General features: G+C 40.5%; 16 protein-coding genes. 3 read left to right on the forward strand and 13 right to left on the reverse strand.

Features of this window, described 5'->3' with window-relative positions; all coding sequences use genetic code 11:
* Window positions 1-42 precede the first annotated feature (42 nt).
* From PTI45_RS21465 to PTI45_RS21495, 7 genes are all read right to left on the reverse strand, one after another.
* A complete protein-coding gene (locus PTI45_RS21465; protein WP_069329620.1) occupies window positions 43-3276 on the reverse strand; it encodes a GAP1-N2 domain-containing protein in 3234 nt (1077 codons plus the stop codon).
* Entirely contained in the window at window positions 3273-4535 is a 1263-nt protein-coding gene (locus PTI45_RS21470) for a TRAFAC clade GTPase domain-containing protein (RefSeq protein ID WP_069329621.1), read from the reverse strand. The genes PTI45_RS21465 and PTI45_RS21470 overlap by 4 nt, the downstream gene beginning before the upstream one ends.
* Window positions 4536-4551: 16 nt before the next feature.
* Window positions 4552-5214: a beta-mannanase gene (locus PTI45_RS21475; protein ID WP_069329622.1), complete on the reverse strand. Its 663-nt coding sequence runs from the start codon at window positions 5212-5214 to the stop codon at window positions 4552-4554.
* A gap of 63 nt (window positions 5215-5277) precedes the next feature.
* On the reverse strand, window positions 5278-6555 hold the full coding sequence (locus PTI45_RS21480) for a vWA domain-containing protein (RefSeq protein WP_069329623.1): 1278 nt from the start codon (window positions 6553-6555) through the stop codon (window positions 5278-5280).
* A gap of 518 nt (window positions 6556-7073) precedes the next feature.
* Entirely contained in the window at window positions 7074-9497 is a 2424-nt protein-coding gene (locus tag PTI45_RS21485; RefSeq protein WP_069329624.1) for a transcription initiation factor TFIID, read from the reverse strand.
* Window position 9498: 1 nt separating this feature from the next.
* The gene (locus PTI45_RS21490) at window positions 9499-12888 is read right to left on the reverse strand and encodes a tubulin-like doman-containing protein (RefSeq protein ID WP_069329625.1); all 3390 of its coding nucleotides are present in this window, start codon (window positions 12886-12888) and stop codon (window positions 9499-9501) included.
* Between the two features lie 470 nt (window positions 12889-13358).
* A complete protein-coding gene (locus PTI45_RS21495; RefSeq protein ID WP_069329626.1) occupies window positions 13359-15128 on the reverse strand; it encodes a vWA domain-containing protein in 1770 nt (589 codons plus the stop codon).
* Between the two features lie 661 nt (window positions 15129-15789).
* Between PTI45_RS21495 and PTI45_RS21500 the strand changes: the two genes are divergently transcribed.
* Together PTI45_RS21500 and PTI45_RS21505 are read left to right on the forward strand one after the other, a co-directional pair.
* Window positions 15790-16749, forward strand: coding sequence for a hypothetical protein (locus PTI45_RS21500; RefSeq protein ID WP_069329627.1), 960 nt, complete (start codon window positions 15790-15792; stop codon window positions 16747-16749).
* On the forward strand, window positions 16746-18632 hold the full coding sequence (locus PTI45_RS21505) for a hypothetical protein (protein WP_069329628.1): 1887 nt from the start codon (window positions 16746-16748) through the stop codon (window positions 18630-18632). Before PTI45_RS21500 ends, PTI45_RS21505 begins: the two co-directional genes overlap by 4 nt.
* 72 nt (window positions 18633-18704) lie before the next feature.
* Here PTI45_RS21505 and PTI45_RS21510 read toward each other — a convergent pair whose 3' ends face one another.
* The 5 genes from PTI45_RS21510 to PTI45_RS21530 form a co-directional block, all read right to left on the reverse strand.
* Window positions 18705-19052, reverse strand: a complete 348-nt coding sequence (locus PTI45_RS21510; protein WP_069329629.1) for a hypothetical protein — start codon at window positions 19050-19052, stop codon at window positions 18705-18707.
* A 196-nt stretch (window positions 19053-19248) separates the two neighbouring features.
* Window positions 19249-20013 carry a YcnI family copper-binding membrane protein gene (locus PTI45_RS21515; RefSeq protein ID WP_069329630.1) on the reverse strand — a complete coding sequence of 255 codons (765 nt, stop codon included), beginning with the start codon at window positions 20011-20013 and terminating at the stop codon, window positions 19249-19251.
* A 69-nt stretch (window positions 20014-20082) separates the two neighbouring features.
* Window positions 20083-21747: a copper resistance CopC/CopD family protein gene (locus PTI45_RS21520; protein WP_139129303.1), complete on the reverse strand. Its 1665-nt coding sequence runs from the start codon at window positions 21745-21747 to the stop codon at window positions 20083-20085.
* 202 nt (window positions 21748-21949) lie between these two features.
* Window positions 21950-22612, reverse strand: coding sequence for a response regulator (locus tag PTI45_RS21525; RefSeq protein WP_069329632.1), 663 nt, complete (start codon window positions 22610-22612; stop codon window positions 21950-21952).
* Complete coding sequence (locus PTI45_RS21530; RefSeq protein ID WP_069329633.1) at window positions 22605-23438, reverse strand: sensor histidine kinase; 834 nt, start codon at window positions 23436-23438, stop codon at window positions 22605-22607. Before PTI45_RS21530 ends, PTI45_RS21525 begins: the two co-directional genes overlap by 8 nt.
* A 282-nt stretch (window positions 23439-23720) precedes the next feature.
* Between PTI45_RS21530 and PTI45_RS24290 the strand changes: the two genes are divergently transcribed.
* Complete coding sequence (locus PTI45_RS24290) at window positions 23721-23879, forward strand: hypothetical protein (RefSeq protein WP_175425245.1); 159 nt, start codon at window positions 23721-23723, stop codon at window positions 23877-23879.
* Window positions 23880-24191: 312 nt separating this feature from the next.
* Here the strand turns inward: PTI45_RS24290 and PTI45_RS21535 are convergent, their stop codons facing one another.
* The gene (locus PTI45_RS21535; RefSeq protein ID WP_069329634.1) at window positions 24192-24737 is read right to left on the reverse strand and encodes a glutathione peroxidase; all 546 of its coding nucleotides are present in this window, start codon (window positions 24735-24737) and stop codon (window positions 24192-24194) included.
* Window positions 24738-24892: the final 155 nt, after the last annotated feature.

Here is a 24892-nt window from a genome sequence, read left to right on the forward strand (position 1 = left end):
CATATCAAATGGTCTATCGAGTCGTGCTTATTGTACTACCTATTAAGGTGTCTCTGTTGTTGCGGAATCATCCATGATAGATGTGATAACATACTCGGTACTATCAATTTTGATTTTGTTGATATTATGGCTATCTGTTTTGGCAGGCAAATCGATCGTTACGGTATAGGGATTACTTTCAGATAGTTGTGCTTGAGATACAGGTTCGGCTTCTTCTGTTGGTGTGGTACTTGATATCGAAGAATCTGTTGTTCCTGTTTCTGTTGTTGCATCAGTATCTGTACTGTCCGTTGGATCGGTTGTATCTGAACCTGATGTGGATTCAGATGTTTTTGCATCATTATTTGTATTATTAGTCGTTGTAGATACCATCGTTACAGTAGAGCTATCATTACCATCAACTGTACTTGCTGTATCGTCATCACTCGTTGCTGTAGAATCGTTAGTCGATGGTTCTGACGAGGTATCACTACCACTACTTGTTGGTGCTTTACAGATCGACTTCGCATTTAACTGAGTATAGTCTACTTTTTGCCCATTTCCCATCATTAAAGTAGCTTTGGTAGGCGCAAAAGCTTCGCAAGTCGCACGATCAGCAAAATGGAAAGCTAATCCTGTCGCATTGCTATCTGTACTTGTTGTTGACGTTATACTTGTAGAAGCATTTGGAGTCTGTAAGGTAACTACTACTTTAGGCAGTTGAACCGTTTCTGTTGGTGGTTCTACTACTTCTGGGGTTGGTTCTACCACAGGTGTCGTCTGATCAACTGTAATCACACCAAACACTTTCAGTCCATAAAGCGATAGTCCACCGATCGCTACTAGTAATACCACTGCTAGCAGCGCTAATAAGGGCATACGTTTTCGATTACGTTTAAACCATTTGGAAAGTGGTGTCGCTAGTTCATCTCTCGCTTTAACATATACTGACCGTAAAGCAGGTCCTTCATTTGCAAAATCAGCTTTGGCTTGAGCAGCAAGTGTTCCTTTACGGAATGCTTCTGGATCATGTCGACGAAAATAAGCCAAAATAGCTGTCTCATACGCAGGTACAAATTGGGGATACTTTGACTGACGACTGGACGTTTTTTTGTTCGTGTCTGTTGTCTTCGCTCTATCTTTGGTCAATCTGTTATCAGACGTAGATGGTTGCGAATGATGAGGATCTGGTCGCATAAATTCTACTCTTCCTTCAGACCAATGGAAAAATGGATAAATTTGTTCAGGACTAGAGGCATGCTGACGAACAGCTTCGACCATTGCAGAATAATCCAAATCATTGGGTTCAGCACTATAGCTAAACGCCGCTGCCAATCGACCAAATTGACCTTTTCGAATATCTTCAGCTAACCACAACCGACCTAACTGTTGAACCTGATCTTTTTCATTCGGTTGCAATTGATGTAGTAAATTCATTAACTCTGCGGATAATTCTTTTTCAGTAAACCAGATATATAGCAGTTGCAAAGCTAACTTTTTCGCATTCAAACGACGTTCCGCACGTTCAGGATATTCATCACTTGGTAAAGGAAGCGATAAGAAGTCTGCGGTTAATAACTTTTCACGTGTCAACGAAGACCATTCCAAGTCATTCAATAACAATCGTTCAGCAGAAGCTCGCATATCATCACCTAGACCTGATTGTATCCAAGCCTCCGGTTGAATCGTTTGTCCGTTTAACGAACCTGTATCTACTTCGTCTAATAATGTAAATACTGTTCCTGTCGCAATCATCAAGTCTGCACTATGACGTAATGCTTCCATAAAGGACTGACCTGCACGATTACAATAATCGTCCATCTCTAATAACTGTGGATAGGTTGTGCCCCATTCGACAGCCAGATGAATCACTTCTTCAACCGTTTGTGCTTGATGGAATTTGCGCTCTATTAAAGGGTTCAATAACATCACAGCCAGTGTCGGCTGACTCCCTGCCATATGGATAAAAGCCTCATTCAAAGCAGGGTGTTTCTCCATCATCATATACAAAGCCTGACTTGCTGCGGTCTGTCCTGCTGCTACAGCATTACGAGTCGCCCAGATAAAATACTCTACGATTTTGCGTCCGGTATGTACTTCATCAATACCGTAATATTCGGCAAAACATTCGGCAATCGCAATATCAGGTACAGCGCCTGTTCGCATTTCATCAAATTCACGATCAAAACGAGATAAAAATAAATCATTTACACGTATCGCTGAATCTAATGCACCTGCTGGACGTAGATGTTTGAGCAAAGACTGCAAGATGGAAGCAGGGTGTTCGCTGTACAATTGCTCGTCTCCCGCTTCGACACGAAATAGCGTGGTCCACTCATCATATTGAGCAGGATCAGGCAATTCTTCCGTAGAAGCATCCCGTCCAGCTTGTCCGCTATCCGCAAATTCTTGCAATGCACGCAACTGATCCGGTTGTGCTAAATGTTCCCAGACCCATTCGGTATACACTTGACCTGCTTTTTCCGGTTGAGCAGGATGAATACGACCTGTACTCCAATCAAAATGATAATCGCGTTCAATATTGCGATCACCTGCACGAATCGATCCACTTTCGACAAACATCAGTTGCATCCCTTTACGACTTTCCGGCTCTTTGGCATACGTAGTAAACCCTAGTCGACGACGGAAAGCATATGGAAGTGCTTCGGTAATCACCGCTGTTAATTGCTTCGCATAGATCGATAATTCACTGATTGGTACATTGAGCGAAATATACACTTTACGACGCTTGTGAATCGCAGACATGACTGCTCCGATCAATTGACGAAAAGCAACACCATCTATTCCCAATTGCTCTAGCAATGCTATCCGATTGAATGCAGCAGAAGTCGAAGGGATATCTTGTAATTGTGGCAAGTCTTGTCCTTGATCGACATTGTATTGCTCCTGAAAATCGGCTTGTAACCATGTATGATATTGATGCACCCATTCTTCAGCACGTACTGCTGGAATAATGTAATTATGCGAAAAGAATGTACTTCTTAATCCTGTAAAATCGGCATTTACATAATGACTATTTCCCAGTACCATATCGCCTGTTTCCAGTCGTACCAGTTGTAGGGCAGACGGGAATAATGCATCTTCTTTTTCACCTTTAGCTAACAATTCTGCTGGCGCATCGTATACACATAATGGATGAATATACTTTTTAATAAAAGAGTTATCCAACCCAGAAGATTTGGCGATCGTATCATAACCTTCAGTGGAGCGGAAAATACCACTTTTCTCGCGTGTATACATCTGTTGATCGATCAGAGCATTCGAGAATAAAGTCAAGCTTTCCCTCTCCCCTCGATATAATTCAGTTTGTACAATAGCCAGATAAATGGCTCATCCACACGAATAGGGCTAACTACACTTTGTAGCTTCTGATCAATCGGATTACTTCCTAATGCAGAGACTGCAAAATAAGCAGTATCTTTGAAATACACATCCATCGTTCCTTTAAATGGACGATCAACACGTTCGATAAAGCGGCGGATTTCACCATCTATATTTTCAAATTCGTTCAAATCAAAATAATCACGATGAATAACATTATGGAATACGTTACTATTGGATTTGATATACTCGCCTTCATCTCCACGTAACGACTCTAGCATATCGCTTTTCGTGAGTACCACAGCTGTTGGGATATCGGTTTTGCTATCTTCTTGATGAGCAATAAAGTCGCTAAATAAGGTTAAGACCACATCACGAGGTTCATCATAACGGGACACCCATTCGCCTTTATCATCACCCAGCTTAATCCGAATACGGTCACGGATCGAGCGAATCTGTAGCGGATCAACCATAAATAAAATACCCGCAGAATTTTTAATATGCTGACCGTGTAAACCTAGATAATCTTGATCGACCATACCTTCACCAGCCACATCAAAAAACACCAGTGTTAAAGGTGGCTTAGATTCATCTTTGAATACGAATTGGAAAATAAAAGGTTCTTGCATTCGTTCTTTTTGCGTGGAACCGAGTAGATCGCCACGTTCAAATAAAGGTTCTTCATAATTGATACGGAACTTGCGGCTAATCTCTGTCGTCAATGGCATACAAGCGGCATCAAAGTTCTCTGCTGTTGTATTTTGCAAGGTATGGATCAGCGCTGTCATATAGACCGATTTTCCTACCTGCGAAGCTCCAACGATAGAAATAATATTACTCGGTACTTTGCCTGAAGTAACAGGTAATTCATTATGACAATGAGGACACAGACGACGACGTGTAACTTCACCATAACGATCATTTAGCCCAACCAATACATGATCCGAATAAATACGTTGCTCTTCAGGGACATCCGTCGGAAGCAATACAGCTTCCATATCATGCACAGTATCAAGTCCGAAGCGAGAGCGGTACTTGTTTAACTTCGCATCTTCACCGAGTCCATAATCTTCATCATCTTCACGGTGATGCGAAGCACGGAACTCTACATCTTCCGGTGAAAATTTGTTAAAACAAAACGGGCATACGATATCATAAAATAACGGTCTAGGTGCGGCTTCCGGTTTCTTTTTGAACCAATCGAAGATATTCATATCAACTATCTTCCCCCTACTCCAAAATCAATTCGTACATCTGTCCATATGTACGTCCATCGGTAAAAAAGAGTCTTACATATTCATTTTTGCCTACTTCAATCGCTGGCAATTCGTTACGTCCTGCTTGAAAAGGAGCTGCAAAAGGATAAATAATGCCATCATCTTTGTTTGTAGCATAGCCGCCTTCTTTTTTCACATAACATAATACTTCTTTGGGAATAGGAACTTCTGCATGAACTTCGATCCGAACTGTTTTACGTTTACCAAACCATGTTCCTTGTTGTTTGATCGAATAGTAAATTTTAGCTTTTCCTGCACTGAGTTCTATCGTATTTTGACCGTCAGGTTGACGCACCAGTACCGTTTCTCCTTGTTCTTCATACGTGAGATAGACGGTATACGTCATTCTGCCAAAATGATCGACTCGTTCTGTATAAGAGCCATTATTCGCTTTATATTCTTCTTTAGTGTATAGACGCAGACTGGCAGGAGCAGAATCTGGCTGATCCGACTGACTATACTCTTCTTCGCCAACTGCGGACATCTGCGTTACTTTTTCGATATAGACAGCTTCAGCATCACGTGGCCATAACCATCGCAATGTACATAATCCGTCTTGCGCTTGTCCGGTCAATCCATGAATCCCTTGATTGGTTTTCAGTTCGGTATACAGCATGTAAAGATCCCCTTTCCTGGTCTGCATCTATCTATAGATTGGATTATATTTTAAAAGTTAGAATTAACGTTGGAATGTACCACTACTTGTTCCCCGGCGGCGGCGTGGTCCTTCAGAAGGTGTAGTTGGCGTTGGTGTAGAACTGCGTTTGATCATTCGTTTGCTATTTTCACCAATAGGTACCACCAGTGTAAATATAGCGATAATAAACGCTAGAATCATCACTGCTAAAAAGCGTACGACTCCATCCGTCCAATCTGTTTTGCCGATACCCCATTCCAGTAACCATCCTGCCAGTAGACCGGCGACTCCACCACCAATTCCAAAGCTACGTGCCAGAAAACGGTTATCAAACATTAATCCCATACCGACACCCATTAATGCTCCCAACAACATAACAAGGATCACGTGTAGAATAACATAGTAGAGATTGCTGTAAAACGGTTCACTACGTTCTGTGACCAGTGTACGTTTATCTAATGTATCGTAGATTTGTTGGAACGTCTGTGGTAATTGAGAAGCATCAGATACATTATAATAGTTACCGCCTGTCTGACTAGCAATATCTGTCAGTAGATTTGTTCCACCTGCATCTGTCAAATTCAATCCTACTGTATTAATCGAGATTCCTTTAGCTTGATAAGGAGCCAGTGCTGAAGAATCCAATGCACTATATCCATCAGACAACATGATTACCACAGTACCACGAGTATCATCATTTTGAGCTGTAATTTGTTGCATCGCTGTTTCTAAAGCACCTGTAAAATTAGTGCCTCCTGTAGTTGTTGCCATTGCATCCATTGTAGTTGTAATCTGCTGTTTGGATGCATCATTGATTTCGGTCAATGGCAAAACTACACTTGCTTGATCACTGAATCCGATAATACCTACACGTTTATCATCATCCATTGAATTGACCATATTTTTAACCGCTTGAAAACGTTGATTTTGTGCATCTGTTTCTAGCATACTACCAGAATTATCAATTACCACGACAACATCACGAATCGACTTTACTCCATTAAATCCGATCTGGTAAATCGCTTCGCCTCCAAGACCTCCAAGAAACATAAGAACCAATGTAGCAGGTACAAATAGTTTCCAAGAAAGCCCTGCATAACGTTGACGCCATGAAGCCCCACTTAATTTCGGTGAAATCGTTTCAGCTAACAAACAGAACCCACCAATAAACAAACTAATTATTCCGAAATATAATCCAATTAGAATCACACGCGGCATCCGATCAAAATAAGAATGGATCAACCATTCTCCCAAAATAAAACCAATCGCGCCTCCAATCAGACTGAATAATAGCATAAGCCAATTCACTTTGCGTTGCATATGTGGCATCTCCCCTTTCATTGGAGTAGGTGAAGTTTCGTTTATAGACTTTGAGTAGTTAGAGTTTCTGAATTAAACTTCAACCTTAAATAAAGTGCGGTGGTGATATAAAAAAGCTATGTAGAGAGTGGATGTAAGTTTGACCACTTCGAGGAAAAGATGATCCTTTTCCTCTTCGTTACGTGGTAAGTGGCTACATAGTTTTAAAAAATATAAAAGCTTAGAAATCCCTTATTTTTTAATCATCACATGGTGTCTTAAATAAAACAAGAAACCAAACTTTCAAGTAACTTGTTCTTTTCTTTCTTCTTACCCCACCCTGCCAGGCAAATGCTACTGTATTGAATTTTTAGCATGTACTCCCCGCTCTGAGCGGAGGGAAAAGAATCACTCTGAAAGAGCGAAGCGATCGCATTTTCAAATCGATACCGACCGCAAAGCGGTTATTCAAGGTATCGATTTGGAACAGCGACGACAAGAGTGATTCTTTTCCCAAAGCGGTCAAACCAACGTACAAGCTATACATGAAAATCATACCCATTTGCAATATACGTATCATAATATGTTTTACCATTACGATAGTAGATCAAGTCTTCAATTGTAAATCCACCCATTAGATTCAGCTTTTCTACACCACTGGTGCGATCTTCATGGACAAATCCTGTTTTGTAAATACGAGTCGTATTATCGACACCTGCGGCATACCGTACAAATTCACCATTTGCATTACCAAACATATATTTTTCTTCATAACGATGTTTGTGCGTATAATCCAACAGACGAATATGAATAACGGCTCGGTCTTCAAGCGTACGATACAACTCTTTGAATAAATCTTCTTGCGATAACGCTTGCTTATTCTCGTATGCGATCGTAACATTAGCACGATTCAATAATTCCTGTTCAAAGGTCTGTGTAAATGCTCGGGATGCTAATAATTCTTTACGGCACACGTCCATCAGACGTTCCAATAGAGTAGAAGCTCCTTGCTGTAACCATAACGTTACGTCGCCTACACTTCGCTCTTCGAAAAAGGCACCATCTCCACGTTTTTCTTCAATTTCGTCCATAACTTCAGCGGTTAGACGACTGTAGTAATCATGGATATTTTGCCCGATATAATCATCTGCTGTACGAATACTATCTGTTGCAGCTACTTGTAAATTAGAACCGAGCGTGTCCATACTTTTCACCTGTTGCATACTGTCACGATGAACCGTAGCCAGATGCTCTTCAAAACGGCGATACAAACGCAATCTAGTTTGCAAACGCAAAATATGCAATTTACGTGGATAAATCGTATCAATCAATGCACGGGTAAGTCCGCGAATATTATGCTTTTCCATAAAAGGTAATCGCTGGAATGATAAATCGTCTGCACGACTGTTGTACCATTCATCCAGTTCGGCTTGTGCATTTTCTAAGGTATTCATTAGATCACGAGTACGTGCATGATAATCTTGCCAGATGCTATGTTCTCCTGATTCATCGGTCCATTCTGCTAACTGATAGAAATGGATATGAGAATGTTGACGAAGCATCTCTGTGATATTCGCTTGCAGTTCACGTCCAGCATCCCATTGTTCGATCCGCTTAATCATTTCTTGCTCATAATTATCACGGAAAAAGCTTTCGCCACCATATTCGAACAGAGCATGTTCTGCTTCACGTAGACTCATTGATTTGAGCTGATTAAAGCTTGTCGCTCGTGTCATAAGACCATTCATATCTTCCAGACGACTGCTATTAGGTACGAAATGATCTATTCGATCATCCATACGCTGTTCATCGAGACCTAATAATTCGAGCTTCTCACGGCTACCCACAATCGTTGAATGCTTCATCCGCTTCATGATGCCGTAAAAGAATTGCTCCAATACAGTCAAAGCAATCGCTCGATCAGGTCGTCTAACTCTAGCAAATCCAGCAGACACTAAGCCTTGATTGCCGTCTCCATTACGCACATTATTTTTGAACGCATTATTATTGTAATCTGATCCATAAACAGAAGATTCGCCACCCGTTTCCAGACGCTGACGGTTTTTGAGCAGACTGATCCGACAAATAATATCGTAGCTACTTTCCATCCCACCATTGACCGAGATACCTCGTTCATTACGATCAGATAATACATAAGCCAGTTCGAATAATGGAGAAGGCGCATGTTGTACCATAACGGCTAATCCGTCTTCAGTACGTTGTAACGGCGCAGTCAGTGTATAATCTGCTGATTGTATATGTTCCAATTCTTTTAGAAAAGCAACACCTGCTGAACTGGAATAACCAAACTGTTCTTCTTGATCACCTTCATATATGAGCGCATACATATCCATCTGTACAGACTTGAAAGACTGTCCTAGAATCGAACGAGCTAACAATGATATCTCAGGAACTAGGATATTCATCGGATCATCGACACGTGTAATCACAGAAACATGCAATCGATCAAACGAAGAATACATACGTCCGAACTCAGCTAAACGGCGAGCCGCCTGCCGGAACGTACGATTCAGTTCCAGCAGATGCTTGCCATCTTTTTGAAAATGGTGATGCCAATCAGGGCGTTGCGTTTTTTTGTGATGATCATTAACAGTAGGACGGGATAAAAAAGTCGTAATTTTTTGCGCTTCTAAAGCATCTGTAGTCTGACCTGTACGCATAGAAGTAACATGTTCTTGCTCATAACGAGCTTCTTTAGCACGTCTAGCTTGCTGCTCTTCTCCTGTCGGTTCAGGAGCAATTTCGACATACATGACACCAGCACTATTATCCCACTTCTGAGCATTAATCTGCATAACAGGACGTACAGCATCTTGAATCAGATCCCCGATAAACAGGAAAACGGCGGGGTAGTGAATACTGCTCCGCCCATCTCCCTGCCCGGCTGTTTTCTCCTCGTCAGCAGCATATGCATCTGCGAATTGTTTCAGCCGAACGTCCATCTTATTTCAACTTCCGGCGAATATCGCTTAATTTCGTAACCATTTGTTTGTAGAATTGGTAAGCTTCATCACCATTAGCCAATTCAACACGTTCGTATTCTAGACGATCTCTAGCTTCTAGATACGCTTCATACAATTCATCCAATTTGTTAAGAAGTGGTGCGATATCTTCGGATGAAGTCATCTCGTTATCTCGGCGATCGGCTTTGCGCATCAATGTCGCACGGTTTTTCTGATCAAGATTGCGGAAATGTTCAAACACTTCAAATTCCACAAAATTACGGCTCTTCATCAGATTTGCAAAAGCATCCCATGCTTCTTCTTCTGGATCACGATCATATACGTACAATGCACCTTTTTTGGTAATTGTATCGGTATAAAGGGCTTGTAAGAACTGATCAGTCAGTTTCTCTTCACCTTCGTAACGACTTAACATACCTTCTAATTCGGCAATTTTAGCTTGAATACTTTCATACTTAGCCAGTTCTGCACGTACACGTTCGATCATTTTTGGTGAACGAATCAAGTTTTCGCGTGCTAGATCTTCGTTAAAGCTACCAAAGATATCTTTCGTCGATTCATGTGGCAATCCTTCTGTCATTAAGCGTCTCAATTCAGCTAGCGCGCGCTTAACCTCACCCAGATTCGGACGAGCTGCATCCAGACGCATATCATAACTAGCCAATGCAGCAAGTAGATCGAATGATTGTGTGAAATGAACCGCAAAACGACTGCTGGTGTTTTGATCTGCATCTTTTTCAACGATAATGCCTAGTTGCTTCGCACGAGCATAATCTGCACGCACACGAGCATTGTAACTTTGTACACGAGCATTGGTGTACGTTTCACCCCATGATTGTTCAGGGATCGGTGAAGGCAAGTACGTCCAGTTTTCTTTCTCCGTCTGTACCAAATGTCGGCCAATACCTTCACGGTCAAGAATCGTACGCTCATAGTTCTCTTCATACACTTTCAGTGGGGTATAAACGAACAATGGCACACCATTACGAGTATTCAACCAGAATATACGGTTTTTCACTTTACTTTCTTTAATCGTAAAGTGGGATTTACCCAGTGCATTATTCTGGAAGTTACGAATACCACGCAAAATGCTCGGCGCTTGAACAGGAACAGACACGAATCCCCATGAAGGGAAATGAAGATTACCTGCACTGTTGCTCAAATGGAACACCGGTACAGCTTCATCGTCCAATTTACTAGCAATGGTACGTTCTACAAATTTCTCGATCGGCTCATCTTGACCGTACTTCATCACTAAGAAATCTTCCATCGAACGTGTGATCAGATCACCGAATTTGTCGCTTAAGAAATCAGAGATCGAACGTACAATATCAACTTCTTGCTCTTTTACCCATTGATCGGAATGCTCTAGCAATTGTGCAGAGAAATCACGAATCAGATCATCGCCATCTTTGCTATCCATAATATCGCTCACTGCTTTAGAGATATCCGGTACGCTGACTAGATTCCAATAGTACGTTTTGTTACCACGATGATCTTCTTGCTCATTCGCATTGGTCAACAACTCACCATTTTTCTCGAAAATAGAGCTTAATGCATTCAGTACTTCGGTAAATACACCATAAATACGATTATTTTCACGATTCAACATTTCATACAAATCTTCATAGAATTCGATCATTTGTTGAGTACGTTCTACATCAGCACGCAACCAGTATTCATCAATTTTAGCTTCAATATATACATTTTTCTTTTTGTCTTTGGATACAAAAGCACTTTTCGCATCGCCTAGACGTTCATTGGCATAATCAGCCGCTGATTCGATATCACGTGGAATACGAGTCTGACTTTCACGCAAGGTTTCGATATACGATAGTAGCATTTTCAGTAATGAGAATCCTTTTTCTGAGTACAACAGACGTGATACATAGAAAGGACCTTGTTCTGGATGCAGGAACATACGGCGAATCTGATCCGAAAATTGTCCGACAATCTCGCCTGGCAATTGTTGCTTCGCTTTGATGTATTCTTCACGAGCACGAATCAAGAATGTTTGCTCAAGTTCCGTATCCATATTCACAGCTTGCATTTTGACCACATTGTTGAAGCTGAGACGTTCACTATTTTCAAATCCAGGCAATGGTTCTGGAACACGAGATTCGAATGTTTTGGTCATTGTCTCGACATCTACACCTAGTTTGCGAGCGAAGTTCTCTACCGCTTCTTGATCTGGCGCTTGATCGAACATTTTGTCCATTTTCTGGAACAGGCGATACGCAAGATAGGTTGTCATTTCTTCGATCGGCAAGACCGCAGAAGATGCACCGATAATGTTGTATTCATAGTTCGCAGGATACGCACGGTTCATCTGTGCAATATTGGTACGAATATTACTGATATAATCATGGATCGCAAACTCTTCACCAGATGCTTTTTCTTCACTCGCCATAAAGTTGGTAATATTCTCAGCAGTTACATTCATACAATAGTCGTATGCATTTTCAAGCAATTTACCTTCAGTATTCGTCGCTGAGATCAAATGACATAGATTAAATGGAGCCAGTGGCGAATTGACATTCAGTATACTGCCGTATTGCTGTTTAAAACGTTCCCCACGACTGTCTACATTCATCCAGTAATCGAGCTCTTTTAGAGCAGCATATCCATTTTTGCGAATATATTCGCGTGTATGCTCGCTTAAGCTTTTATTGGATAAGTTGACGTCTGGTGTAAATAAATAACCTAGCATATTCAGACGGTCTACTCCTGCTGCGCCATAATCACGTTCTACAATACCACGCACAATGTACGAAATATCTAAGAAACAACCACTACCTGTACCGCCCGATAGCCCTGTCAGTAGAAAGACCATTAATTTTTTGTTTGTACCGACAGATAACGTTTTGATTTTTTTATCGATACTTTGTACGACTTGATTAATCTTTGTAAATAACAGCAATCGTCCTGCTTGGCGTACACCAGCCGCGCCATTCATACCATCAGTAATCCCTAGTTCTGGAGATAACCATTCCGTGATATACGGTTCTAATAGGCTACGGTTTTGAAGTAATCCACCAATCTCTGCATTGGATAACAATACAAACTCATTGATTGGATCAAGTCCGATACCTTTATATTTTTTATTGCGATCTTGTTCGTTCGTTTCAAAAGCAAGAAATTCGACATTATCCGGTTTGTCTTGCTTTTTCTTAGTCATTGGATCTTCTGGAAGCTTAAAGCGTCGGTTGATCTGGTATTTTAGACGCAATAGTGCATCAATACCTGTACCCCCAAGTCCGATAATCAAAATAGGGTTGTCGATCGTATCGACGCGTATTTTATCACTGACAATACCACCGCCAAGTGATACGTCCAGTTGTTGAATGTGTTCTCTAACGATTGGTTTCATGAATGATCCCCCTTGGGCGAATTAAATTTTCTTTGTTTTGTTGGTGGGTGGTTGTGAGGACAAGCGCTGCGGGGTGGATAGTTCTTGCCGTCGCTGGTAAGATCGGATATCTTGATTTGACCACGGAGTGGTCGATATCCGAGTCTTAAAGGCGACTTTCAGAACTATTCCATCCCCTTCGCTTGTGCATCCTTCCACTTTGGAGCGCTTGAGTAGGAAGAAGAAAGATTGAATCGCTTGGATTTGCAATCCGGTGCTGGGTTATAATTTACAAATTATAAGAATGGAATAAGCAATAGATTATATAAAGATATATGTCATGAGATACATACTTTAAAGTACAGGTTTTGGTTTCAATAATCTATTGTACTGAATGATTATGAGATTTTGGAAAGAAGAACTAGATGACGAATAAGCAATTATATAATTTTTTAGTATACATCAGTCATATGAATAGTTTGTGTACACTATTATGTTAGATATTCAAGCAAAATGGTTTTATCGACCTGACGTAATCCAATCGTGATGCGGTCACCGCTTTTGAGTTCAAAGCCTTTAGAAGCGTCGATCGCACGAGCAGATTTTTCGATCACATTATCGGCGTTGTTCCGAATCATAATGCGGTCGTTACTGCTTGGTGTGAACACGATATTTTCGGTTTCTTTAAGCTCAGGTGCGAGTTGAACTAATTGATGCAGGTTGAACTTGCCGCGGAATGTAGTCAGTTTTTTGTATTGTGGGTATGAGCGTTCGCCGGTATTCTCATCACGAATCTCGATGACTATTTGTCCGACAAATCCACGATTTCTTTTTTTCAAGAAACTCAGTAAGAACCACAATCCTGCAAGTACCAATAATGCTACGACTGCAATAATGATCCATGTCATCAGACCTAAGCCTGCTTGTTCACCACTACCTGATACTCCACCTTTAGCGTCAATCGTTACAGGCGCTGTTTCACGGTAAAAGCTTTGTTCTTCTGCACGAGCAACCAGTTGATAGACATGGTTGTCTGGTACTTCAAAGGTACCTTTAAATTCACTACCATCTGTGGTTAAAGGAACTTGACTGGTGGTTCCTGTATCCACATCCGTCACATTGAGTACAGCTTTCATACTACTGGCTTGCGAATTATCTGTTAATTTCTGACCACCGCTTGTTAAATAAGAAACGATATCGATTTTATCGCCTTTACTGTATGCTTTGGTTGGAATAGGATCTAGTGCTAATTCCAGGTTATAATTGAACACCAGATTAATATCAATCTTATCTTGATCGACACCCTTAACCTGTAATGTCCAATCTCCTTGCTCTGGAGATAGTAATTTGACTAGCGAATAACTTTTAGAAGTAGACATGCTTACTTTATCCGATGGCACAGCTACGGCGTTTCCAGATGGATCGACTAATTTCACTTCAACCGCTTCTGAAGACATAATCGAGATGTTCGCTTCTTTTACGTTGGCATTTGGAATATGAATTTTCACATCTTGAAATTGTCCATTCCCTGTAATTGAATCGACAGGTACGACATTCACTTCTTGATGAGCTGCAAAAATTTCACTTAAAATCTCTGGCAATTCTTCTGCTGAAGTTGTTACAAAAGATTTACCACCTGTATCATCAGCAATTTTTTTCAAAGCTTCTTGATTCAGCTTACCGTCTGCATTTAGACCAATTGTATAGACTGGATAGCCATCTTTTTTCGCTTGTTCTACCGCTGTATTCAGATCCGTATCGGCTTGGCTATTGCTACGCCCGGAATTACTATTCAACTGATTGTTACCATCCGCGAACAATACAATCATCGGTTCATGCCCTTGTTGAGCATTATCTTGTAAAATAGTAACGGCTTCTTTCATCCCTACCGAAATATCGGTATACGCTCCTCGGGTAAGTCCATCTATAAACGATTTCAGTTCTGTTTTATCATCAGCAGACTGAATAGCAGTCAATGCTTTCTCGCGTTCAATGCGGTCTGTATACGATACTATTCCTACGCGATCGCCTTGCGATGGTAGCATATCTATAAATAGTTTCATCGCCTCACTACCAAGCTGTTGTGGATCACTGGATTTCATTGAATTACTTGCATCCAGTACCAATACGGCATCAACAGATGTAGTCGAATTATTGGGGCTCGTTGTCGCTGAAGCAGCGAACATCGTGCTAGGCAGCTGTGTCAGGCACAGAACCAAAGCCAGCAGGATATACATAAAACTTGTATTTCTTCGGGACATAAGTCTACTCCTTCACTGGATAGATGGCTCTACGATACACCATCTTACGACATTTTCATTAAGCGCTGGTTAATTTCACCTTAACATGCCTTAAAAATCATAAAGTGAAAAATTTGATACTATTCTAATTACAATATCCATTTTACTCCATTTTGGATAATAAATCACAAACCCATATGAGCTTTTGATCATAACAAGCCGGATACCATTATAACGCATATTCCCAAATATTTTCCCCACCTTAAGACGGGGGAAGCCACTGGACTATAGGCTAAAAGTTGAATATTGCTCACCATTTTCGCTATTCTGTAATAGATTATGCGCTAAAATATAGGTATAGTGAGGTTGTTGAACATTTTATAATTCAACGAGCAATCACGATCCTCCCTTAGATTAAAGTTAAACTCGATAAATCTGATTAAGAAAGGAATGTCATATGTTTGCATACGTATGTCTCGCGGTTTTGTTTCTTTTTGTTATCATAAGATTGTCTATGTACGCATTTAAACGCAAACGTGTCCCGACAGAAGACGAATTAGAAAAGCAATTACTATCTACTATTAACCAAAGAAGCTAACGGATGCGCAGATTTGCCCAATTCCTTGTTATCTGACTCCTGACGTTATTTATAAATACGATGTATAGCGAGTGATCTTAATCCATGACAACCACCAAAAAATCGATTCAATTACCTGTGCTTCATCGCACCCGGCGGGTGTATGATCCTTTACGGATATGTCGTAAATGTCGAAACTTTACTATTTTACCGGGCGACGCTTGTCCGGATTGTGGCAAACAAGCTCTTGTTCCTGTGATGCGACAAGCCAGCCTACGTGCCAAGCGCAAAATGCTCAATGAAATTCTGTTTGCTCTTCTTCTTACTATTATAGCGGTTGTTGTATCTAAAGAGATGACCGAAATCATAATCTCTGTGATTACAGGTGTCATATTGATCGTCGCCTTAATTCTGGTACAACGTCGCATGTTATCCAAAGAAACATTAAGGCAGTTAGCCCGACTATTCAAAACAGAAGGCAAAACGATCTATGAAGGCACTGTACGTGATCAATCGACAGCAGTAGCAGTTGTACGTAGTGGTGAAGATGTAGAAGGATATCATATGTTACGCCAAGCAGCTGTTGTAGTGCATAATGATCGACTACGATTAGCTCAATTATCCCTGTTACAAAATTTTCGGTTACGCAGTGATATGGACCTAGATCTCGATTCATTGATCGTACATGATTTTGATCCGTTATTAGCCGAATATATCGGTGAAATCGCTAAGATTAAGCGTGAAATGGTGAAAGATCGCGCAATCCGCTATGTGATTGCCCATGAACCGCAAATTTTAAAAATGGAAAATGGCATGAACATTTTGGTTAGTGTTACGTCATCAGCGGTACGAATGAAGCGTTATGTCACGATGTATCCAGGATTTATTCGCCGTTATGCACGCTTTTTGCCAAAAGATCGCTTTCTTCGTCTATACCGGATGATCCAAAATGATCCTGCACAAAAAGACAGTACGATGGCTGTCGATCTAGAGAATATCCGCCAGGAATTGTACAAAGGTGATTCTGATTTTGAGCCTGCTGTTACCGGAATAGGCATCTCATGAGTATTATTCGTTTATTTGCATTACGCAATCTGTTAATTGTAGCCTGCGCTATTGCAGCTGGACTAGCGATCTATAAAGGTATTCAGATTTCTCAAAAGATTCATGCGGTGCAAGAAGCTGATCGTTATTATGCACAGCAAAAATGGGTCGAAGCGGAAACCTTTTATCAAAAAGCCAATACCAACACATCGATTCACTATCAAAATGAACATATTGCGAATCGGTTACTTCAATTATTACCTATTACCGATTGGAAACAGACCGTAAGTTCCAGTCAACAACAGCTTCAATCTGCCGCTAGCACCCAGCAATTTCAAGCTTATATGACTGCTTATAAATTATGGCAACAGCAGATAAGTGAGCAACAACAAGCAGATCAAAGATACACCGTACAGTATAAACAGATTACCAATGAATCGAAGATCAATGAGCAACTCAAGACTGATTTCCAAGCATTCCGTGAACTGTTTGAAGCCGGTCTGCAACATAATATACAAAAGCGCAATTATACCGATGAATCCGACAAATGGAATCTATTAATGATTCCAGAGAAATATTTAGCGGTCAAAGGTACACGTCAAGCTTACTTGAATACACTGTTCAAAACATATGATCAGACCAAATTAACACGATTGGCTGCTGCTGGCGATTTTACTGCTTTTCTAGAGCAAGCACGGATCACTTGGGAAGGGTATCACCAGCATAATTGGAGCGCAACATGGGTACTGACTATTGCTCAAAATAATGCAGCGACGATTCTTAACAAAGATATTACAAGTCAGCAGATCAGTAATTTTGTGACTCATGCTCAACGCTTCAATCAATGGGTAACGACTGTGAACTTAAGTTCGTCTCCTGTAACCACAACGATCAATAATGAGATTGCTTCGTTAATTCGTGAAGCAAATACGCTGGTTACAGCGGGTCAATATCAGCAAGCTCTTGATATTTATCAAGCCTTACAACCTGTGCAAGATATGACTACGCTGATCGGGCAGACCAAGTTAGCATGGGCTTCTAGTGATCCACTCTATGTTTTACAAAGTTCCAATCCTTCATTGACGTATCAACATGTGGTCGGAGGCACCAATGGGCTGAATGCAGATGTATATACACTGGCAACCGATTCTGCTAATCATCTCTATATTGGTCGCATGACCGCTGATGGAGCAACCAGTATTCTCTCTGGAGAAATTGCACAGAATGCTGGTCAGATTCGTACGCTGGCTATTGTGAATACATTAGGAACACCCGATCAACCTGTTATTGAGATTCAATCGGAGCCGAGTGGAGATCGTACAGCTCTTTATTCTTTTTATGCTGTAGAAAATAGTGGTTTTCGTGCACTGCTTTCAGTAGAAGCTGACGGATATACCATCGGTGATAACCAAACGATTCAGGTGCAAAATCCATCTGATCTTCCTAAAGGACAGACAGCGATCTATACACGTAATGAAGACGGAGAGTATACACGTACAGAGACACAGAATGAATATACTTCGATTGATGGAGCCACATTAACTAGCTATCTCAATGAGCCTGTTTCATTTGAAACCAATATCGTATCGGTTGATGATCAGGGTGCGATAGCCTTAGTAGGTGAGCAATATATTCGTCTTCGTGGTGCGCTTAATTGGGCAACAGGTACGTTCATCGTATCCGGTGTGTTCCGAGGAGAATTTGAACCTTTCACATCTTCATCAGGTAGCAATGAAACTGATCCTTCAGCAGAAAATAACTTTTCTACAGAAGGAAACACAGTGCCTACCGATGAGACAGGGTTAATGCAAGAACCTGATTATGGAGTCGATACACCTGACGCTCCTGCTAATCTGGATGCTAATGTAACGATTCCTGTATTTGAAGTCGAATCTCTACAATAAAAGATAATCTACATCAAAAAAGCTAGTGATTAGGAGCCAATACCTCCGCTATATCACTAGCTTTTTCTGAATTTATCCGCCTAATCCAACAAAAATCATAATTAATACCAGTTCGATCATATATCCAATCACTAATAACATGGGAATACTGATTACTAAAAGAAAATTGCGCATAGAAGCACTCACATCTGGTGCTTTGCTTATCCAGCGATATAACCCTCTCCACGCCAAGATTAGCGCAGGAACAATCGCAAGTATTCCTACTGTAACAACAGCTATATAGAGAGACTGTTGATCAGCCGTACTGGCACCTTGTGTCATCAGATTGGATTTGCGGATCATCAGGAACACCCACACAGCCGCTACAAGAATATAATATAATTTGATCCCATTGCTAAATGAAATAAGCTTTTTGTCCAAGCTTGTTCCTCCTCTATTCTCAATCCATACTCGTTCGTCCACGTATCTTCTAATTATATCAAGTTCTATGTGAAAAAGAAGCAAGCGATCAATGCTACAACAAAAGCAGACAAAACGGCAAAAGACCAAGATGATGTTCTTGGTCTTTTGCCGTTATTTGATTCATACGTTTCTATTGTACGTATACATAAACTATTTATTTGCGTTTGCGTGAATTCATCACAGCAACTCCACCAAGAACCAAGGCAATAATAGCAATAATCAATGTCGTCACTTGAAGACCATTACTGCTCGCTGGTTGTTCCATTGGCATAGTATTCATATCAGTCGATGGTGCTGTATCTGTTGTTGTACCTGTCGCTGGAGTTGTTGCTGTTGTATCTGTGCCTGTCGCTTCATCTGTCGCTGTTGCAGTATCTTCTGTTGCGGCTGCATCATGTCCATCTGTTGTTGGCGCTGCTGGTGTGGCTGTAGCTGCATTTTCAGTAATCGTTGTAATCGAGTGTGGAAGTTCGCTGCCTTCTTTGCCTGTCCACTCCACTACGCTACCATCACTATAGTATTGATAAGCATCCCAAGCCAATTCGCCATCTTTGGCTGGATTTTCACCTACAAATACGAACTGTTGAAATTGACCTGCTTCGATACCGCCACTTTCAGCTTCCCAAGTGATCGATGTAATCTCATCAGCATCATTTTTCTCAGTCGTTGTTTTCCAACCCGGTACAGGTTGATATTGTTTGAACGATAAATTTTCCGGTACTTTTAAGGTTACTTTAGTCGTTGGCAAGTCTTTTTCAGAAGGTACTTTGATCGTATACGTCTCCCATGCGGAAGGCATGGACTGAGCAGGCTTAACCGTTACATGAGCACTAGCAATACTGCTAAATGTAAGGAATCCTGCTACCATTACTGCGGAACCGATTGTGATCATTTTGGTAAATACTGAATTTGTTTTCATTCTGTATACGCCCCTTTGTCATGTATATATAAAGACAGGCAGATAGTGAATTACCTGTTTTCGAACAAGTTATGAACCTACTCGCAATGTAAAATCAGTGTCGATTGTATCCAAAGATTTGGTCAAAACATGAACTTTCACATTCCAGTTCCCATTCATACTCACCATACCTGATTTCTGATACACGCCGTCTTTTCCATCACTTGCAGTCAGTAAGATTTCAGTAGGTGCCATCGCCATATCCATATGATTCATGGTTAAAGTGATCTGTTCCACATCTACAGGTTTGGCTTCATTTTTATTTTTGACCGATACGATAAAGTTATTGCTACCCATCTGTGCGCTAGGTACTTCTAACTTAATCTCATATCCATCCACTTCTTGTGTCTGTACGGTCTGCTTCGGTGTGGCTCCATTACTGATCGGCCCTGCTTGTGGGGATAAATGAACCAGTGCTGCCGCTAGCATCAAGATCACAAAGCCAGTCAACACTTCCCACATCAAGTCTTTGCCCAGTTCTTCTTTTTGCTGTCGCCCTTTCACATAATTCATAGCGCCAAATGCTGCCATAACCAAGAATAACAACATTTTAGATAATAGCGTTAAGCCATAAGCGGTATTGAACAGTGCTTTGAGACTAGGCAAATAAATAATACTTCCATAGATACCTGTTACTAATAATGCCGCTACTGATATAATCGCCCACCATGAGAATCGGCGAACAATACTCCAATATACGACTTTGCGTTCATCTCCTGCAAACGGAGCCACAATACGCGGGATAAACACAGCCATCGCTACTAGTGCACCACTCCAGACGAGAGCAGAGACCAGGTGAATAAAATCAGCTGCGATCGCTATACCTGCATACGGTTCTGCATAAGCGTGTCCATCAAGCGACTTGGCAAGTAACTGTACAATCATCAGCACCACAGCAACGATACCAACAGTTCGCTTCGCCGAGGAAGACAGTTTGCTATGAGCATATAACGCTAATACGATAACCATTAGTACAGCGGTAATAATCTGGATCAACCACACCTGTCCGAAAGTCGTTTCACGGAATGTATTAGCGAATTCAGTGGTGGTCTGCATGATCGGTATATCTGCATTCCAAGCGATCCGCAAAGGCAATTGAATCAGCAATGCAATCACAGTGACTGCCATACCTATCCATAAAAATAGAGTATAACGACGTTGACGCATCCATGTTGTCGCTTCAGATGTACGTAATTTGGCAGGGAGTAAGAATAATGATAAAGCAAGTAATCCCAGTACCAAAGATTGACCGGTATATTGCAACCAGCGCATCAAAATCAATAGCGGATTCACCGATTTACTATCCGGTGTTGTAGTTGCCGCATCAGACATCTTTTTGCCAGCACCGTCTCCTACTTGAAATACAATCCCACCTTCTACGGGATGTCCATCTCCTGAGACCGCTTTCCATGAAATATTGTAAATATCGTCAGGAAGCTTCACAGGAATAGCTGCTTCTAATAGAGCCGCATTTTTACTATCAATAACAGCTTTGACTCCATCAATTTTTTTACCGGAGGAATCCATCAATATAATCTGATAATAAGCAGGTTGTATCGATTCATTGAATAACAATGTAATTTTATTAGGTGCTTTATCTAGCACTTCATTTTGAGCTGGAGAAGATTCTTGAACATACGAATGAGCAGAAGTACTTTGTGGAAAAAATAATCCGCCACAGATACTCACTATCATCAGTAGTACTGGTAACAAAAAACGCTGCTTTCTGATTAAAAAATGAGAATAACTATAAATACGCTCCACCTACTTTATGTGAGATGCCTTCTATGAAGTCTGTTGTATGCAGTCACAATTTCTATACTATAGAAGTGTCTTCATCCTGAACATGACTATATAGGGCTATATCTATTCTAAATATGGCTTAAATTTGAAAAAATTATGGACGATGGAGCTGATCAGACGCTAATCCATGCTCAATCGCATATCTTGTTAATTGTACTCGATTTTCCAATTGTAATTTGTGTAACAGATTTTTGAGATGATTTTTGACAGTTTGTTCTGAAATATTGAGTTCTGCTGCGATATCCCGATTAGTTAGCCCGGAAGATACCCAGTGTAAAATTTCTCGTTCACGCGGTGTTAGCGTATTCGCAACTGGATCGTTGTGCGCTTTGGTTGCTGGAAATTGTTGCAGAATACGCAATGCAATTTCTTGGCTAAGCCCTGCTTCATCAAGCACCACACTACGCAAATACTCCAACCACATCGAAGGCGGTAAGCTTTTGAGAATATAACCTTGTGCGCCTTGCTTGATTGCTTCAAATAAATGGGCGGCATCATCGGATACTGTCATCATAATAATTTTGATATACGGGAATCTTAGCTTAATGAGGCGTGTCGTTTCTAAGCCATCCATCCCTTTCATCGAGATATCCATCAGAATCAGGTCAGGCATCCATTGTTCAGTGAACTCTAGCGCTTCTTGACCACTCATTGCCGTACCTACAATATTAAACATCGGATCTTCTGATAAAATAACACGCGTCGCTTCGCGTGCATGAGCATGATCATCAACAATTAAGACACGTACACTATTCATCATGTTGACCTCCTTTGATGATAAATAAAGTTCGCTCTTGTTCACGTTGCAAAGCAAATGTCCATCCTCTCCACTGTGCACGTTCGGCTGTTATTTTCAATCCAAATCGACCGGGCAATTGCAAAGACTGTTCATGAAATCCTTCGCCATCATCTTCAATCACAATCTGCCACCCTGTTGGATTTCCTTCGCTATGTATCCATACCTGACTTGCACGCGCATGTTTGTGAATATTTAATAATCCTTCTCGGATACAAGCTAGTAATTCTGCTTGTTCTTCAGGCTGGATATATTGATCGTCTAGCTTCCAATCCAATTGAGTCTGTACACCTGCTAGCGGAATCATTTCCCAGACACGATAAGCCAGCGAGACTTCTTCTGTCTCTCCGCTCCGTGGCACATGTTTGAGATCAGCGATCGCCTGCCTTACATCGTGATTGGCTTCGCTCACTGTGCGACTGATATCATTCAGCGTTTCTTGGACTTGTGGATCATCATACATTCGCTTCGCTCGATCTAACTTTACCCCTAACAAAAATAAAGATTGCGCCACTCCATCATGAAGTTCTCCTGCTAACAATTGGCGTTCTTCTAATTTTCCTTTGACAATACGCTCTTGATCCAGCGCTGCTCGTGTATTTTCAAGCATATCAAATAGCTGGCGTAGTAACGTCACACTAACCACATAAATAATAACTGGCGATAACCAGTTACCCACTTCCATTGAAAGATAAGGCATTAGAAATTGATGCCGAATATATTCCCACAACCCGATCGTCACTGTTGGTAAAAATAAAATGATCCATTTGATTTTGGTATATGACATATAACTCTCCTTTAATTACGTAAAAATTGCTCTTTGCGATCACTATTGTACGTGTTTGTGGAGGATTATGACATATCTCACGTATGGACATCATGTGAACATATCGAAATAAATACTTATTTTTAAGAAAAATTGAATAATTCATTTGCAATTGACTGCGTTAATGTTTACAATAAAACTATGATAATGATTATCATTCCTAGTCAACTGATAATGAAGTGATAATATAAAAATTGTTTTTGAAAAATATACTATTTTGACTTTAAAGGAGCCGGAATCTCGATGAACGTAATGACACAGAAAACTTCACTACAAACAGACGATTATCTGGATCTTCTCAACCTTGCCGTGCGTATTGGCGATCTAAAATGGCAAAAAGAAATTATTCGTAAATTAGAATATATGAAACATAGCCAGACTCCTTCTAGAACTCGCGCATAGTTGTTGAGAACCAAAATATATCCCTTTTACTGAGAATAAAGATCATATGGATGATCTTGTTATACTATATATAAGGAAGATTAGAATGGTTGAATCTATGACCACGATCTGTTCCTCAAGGCCGATACTTCAAAGGTGAAGATATCGGTTTTTTTATGTGTATAGATTTTTATGTATATAGAAGTAATTTATCAGCATACATCTTTATAGAACATCAAAAAGCCTGTAAGGACTAACTCCTCACAGGCTTTTTATTATATTCGACTCCACTAAATGGATGACTTTATCAATACATAGGACGACGACTATATTCTACAACAATGCTTCGATATCTTCTTCCATATCCAACGGATCTGTTGTCGATTCAAAACGTTTAACTACTTCTCCATTACGATCGATCAAGAATTTGGTAAAATTCCATTTGATTGAATCGCCTGGCAAATACTCTGGATGTTTCTCGTTCAGCAATTGTACCATCAATTTAGATACCGAGTGATTCATATTAAATCCTTCAAATGACTTCGCTTCTACTAAATATTTAAATAGTGGATGAGCATTTTGATCACGTACATCTACTTTTTGGAACATTGGGAACGATACGCCATAATTTAACATACAGAATGCTTCTACTTTGTCATTACCATCAGGTTCTTGATCTGCAAATTGATTACAAGGGAAGCCTAAGATCACCAAACCTTTTTCTTTATAACGATCATACAGCTTTTGTAAATCTTCATATTGGAAAGTGAAACCACATTGACTTGCTGTATTCACGACTAAAATTACCTGATCTTTATATTGTTCCAGTGAAACGTCTCTACCACTCATAGCTTTTGCAGAAAATTGATAAACACTCATGTTGGCTCTCCCTTTGTGTTGGACACATGTAATAAGTCTTACTACTATATAATTATAACCAATATTTTGTCGAATAAACACACATTTATATAAAATTTAAAAATTTTTTTAGTTCTTTAAGCCTAGACAAGCAAAAAAACCAGCCATAGTCATCA

It is taken from the genome of Paenibacillus nuruki, assembly GCF_001721045.1.
Classification (GTDB): Bacteria; Bacillota; Bacilli; order Paenibacillales; family Paenibacillaceae; genus Saccharibacillus; species Saccharibacillus nuruki.

Excerpts from the sequence above, each read along its gene's own strand:
- PTI45_RS21525 (WP_069329632.1), bottom strand. The coding sequence starts at position 22,612 with ATGAATAGTGTACGTGTCTTAATTGTTGATGATCATGCTCATGCACGC.
- PTI45_RS21530 (WP_069329633.1), bottom strand. The coding sequence starts at position 23,438 with ATGTCATATACCAAAATCAAATGGATCATTTTATTTTTACCAACAGTG.
- PTI45_RS21495 (WP_069329626.1), bottom strand. The coding sequence starts at position 15,128 with ATGTCCCGAAGAAATACAAGTTTTATGTATATCCTGCTGGCTTTGGTT.
- PTI45_RS21515 (WP_069329630.1), bottom strand. The coding sequence starts at position 20,013 with ATGAAAACAAATTCAGTATTTACCAAAATGATCACAATCGGTTCCGCA.
- PTI45_RS21505 (WP_069329628.1), top strand. The coding sequence starts at position 16,746 with ATGAGTATTATTCGTTTATTTGCATTACGCAATCTGTTAATTGTAGCC.
- PTI45_RS21480 (WP_069329623.1), bottom strand. The coding sequence starts at position 6,555 with ATGCAACGCAAAGTGAATTGGCTTATGCTATTATTCAGTCTGATTGGA.
- PTI45_RS21520 (WP_139129303.1), bottom strand. The coding sequence starts at position 21,747 with ATGATAGTGAGTATCTGTGGCGGATTATTTTTTCCACAAAGTACTTCT.
- PTI45_RS24290 (WP_175425245.1), top strand. The coding sequence starts at position 23,721 with ATGAACGTAATGACACAGAAAACTTCACTACAAACAGACGATTATCTG.
- PTI45_RS21500 (WP_069329627.1), top strand. The coding sequence starts at position 15,790 with ATGACAACCACCAAAAAATCGATTCAATTACCTGTGCTTCATCGCACC.
- PTI45_RS21475 (WP_069329622.1), bottom strand. The coding sequence starts at position 5,214 with ATGCTGTATACCGAACTGAAAACCAATCAAGGGATTCATGGATTGACC.
- PTI45_RS21490 (WP_069329625.1), bottom strand. The coding sequence starts at position 12,888 with ATGAAACCAATCGTTAGAGAACACATTCAACAACTGGACGTATCACTT.
- PTI45_RS21535 (WP_069329634.1), bottom strand. The coding sequence starts at position 24,737 with ATGAGTGTTTATCAATTTTCTGCAAAAGCTATGAGTGGTAGAGACGTT.
- PTI45_RS21485 (WP_069329624.1), bottom strand. The coding sequence starts at position 9,497 with ATGGACGTTCGGCTGAAACAATTCGCAGATGCATATGCTGCTGACGAG.
- PTI45_RS21470 (WP_069329621.1), bottom strand. The coding sequence starts at position 4,535 with ATGAATATCTTCGATTGGTTCAAAAAGAAACCGGAAGCCGCACCTAGA.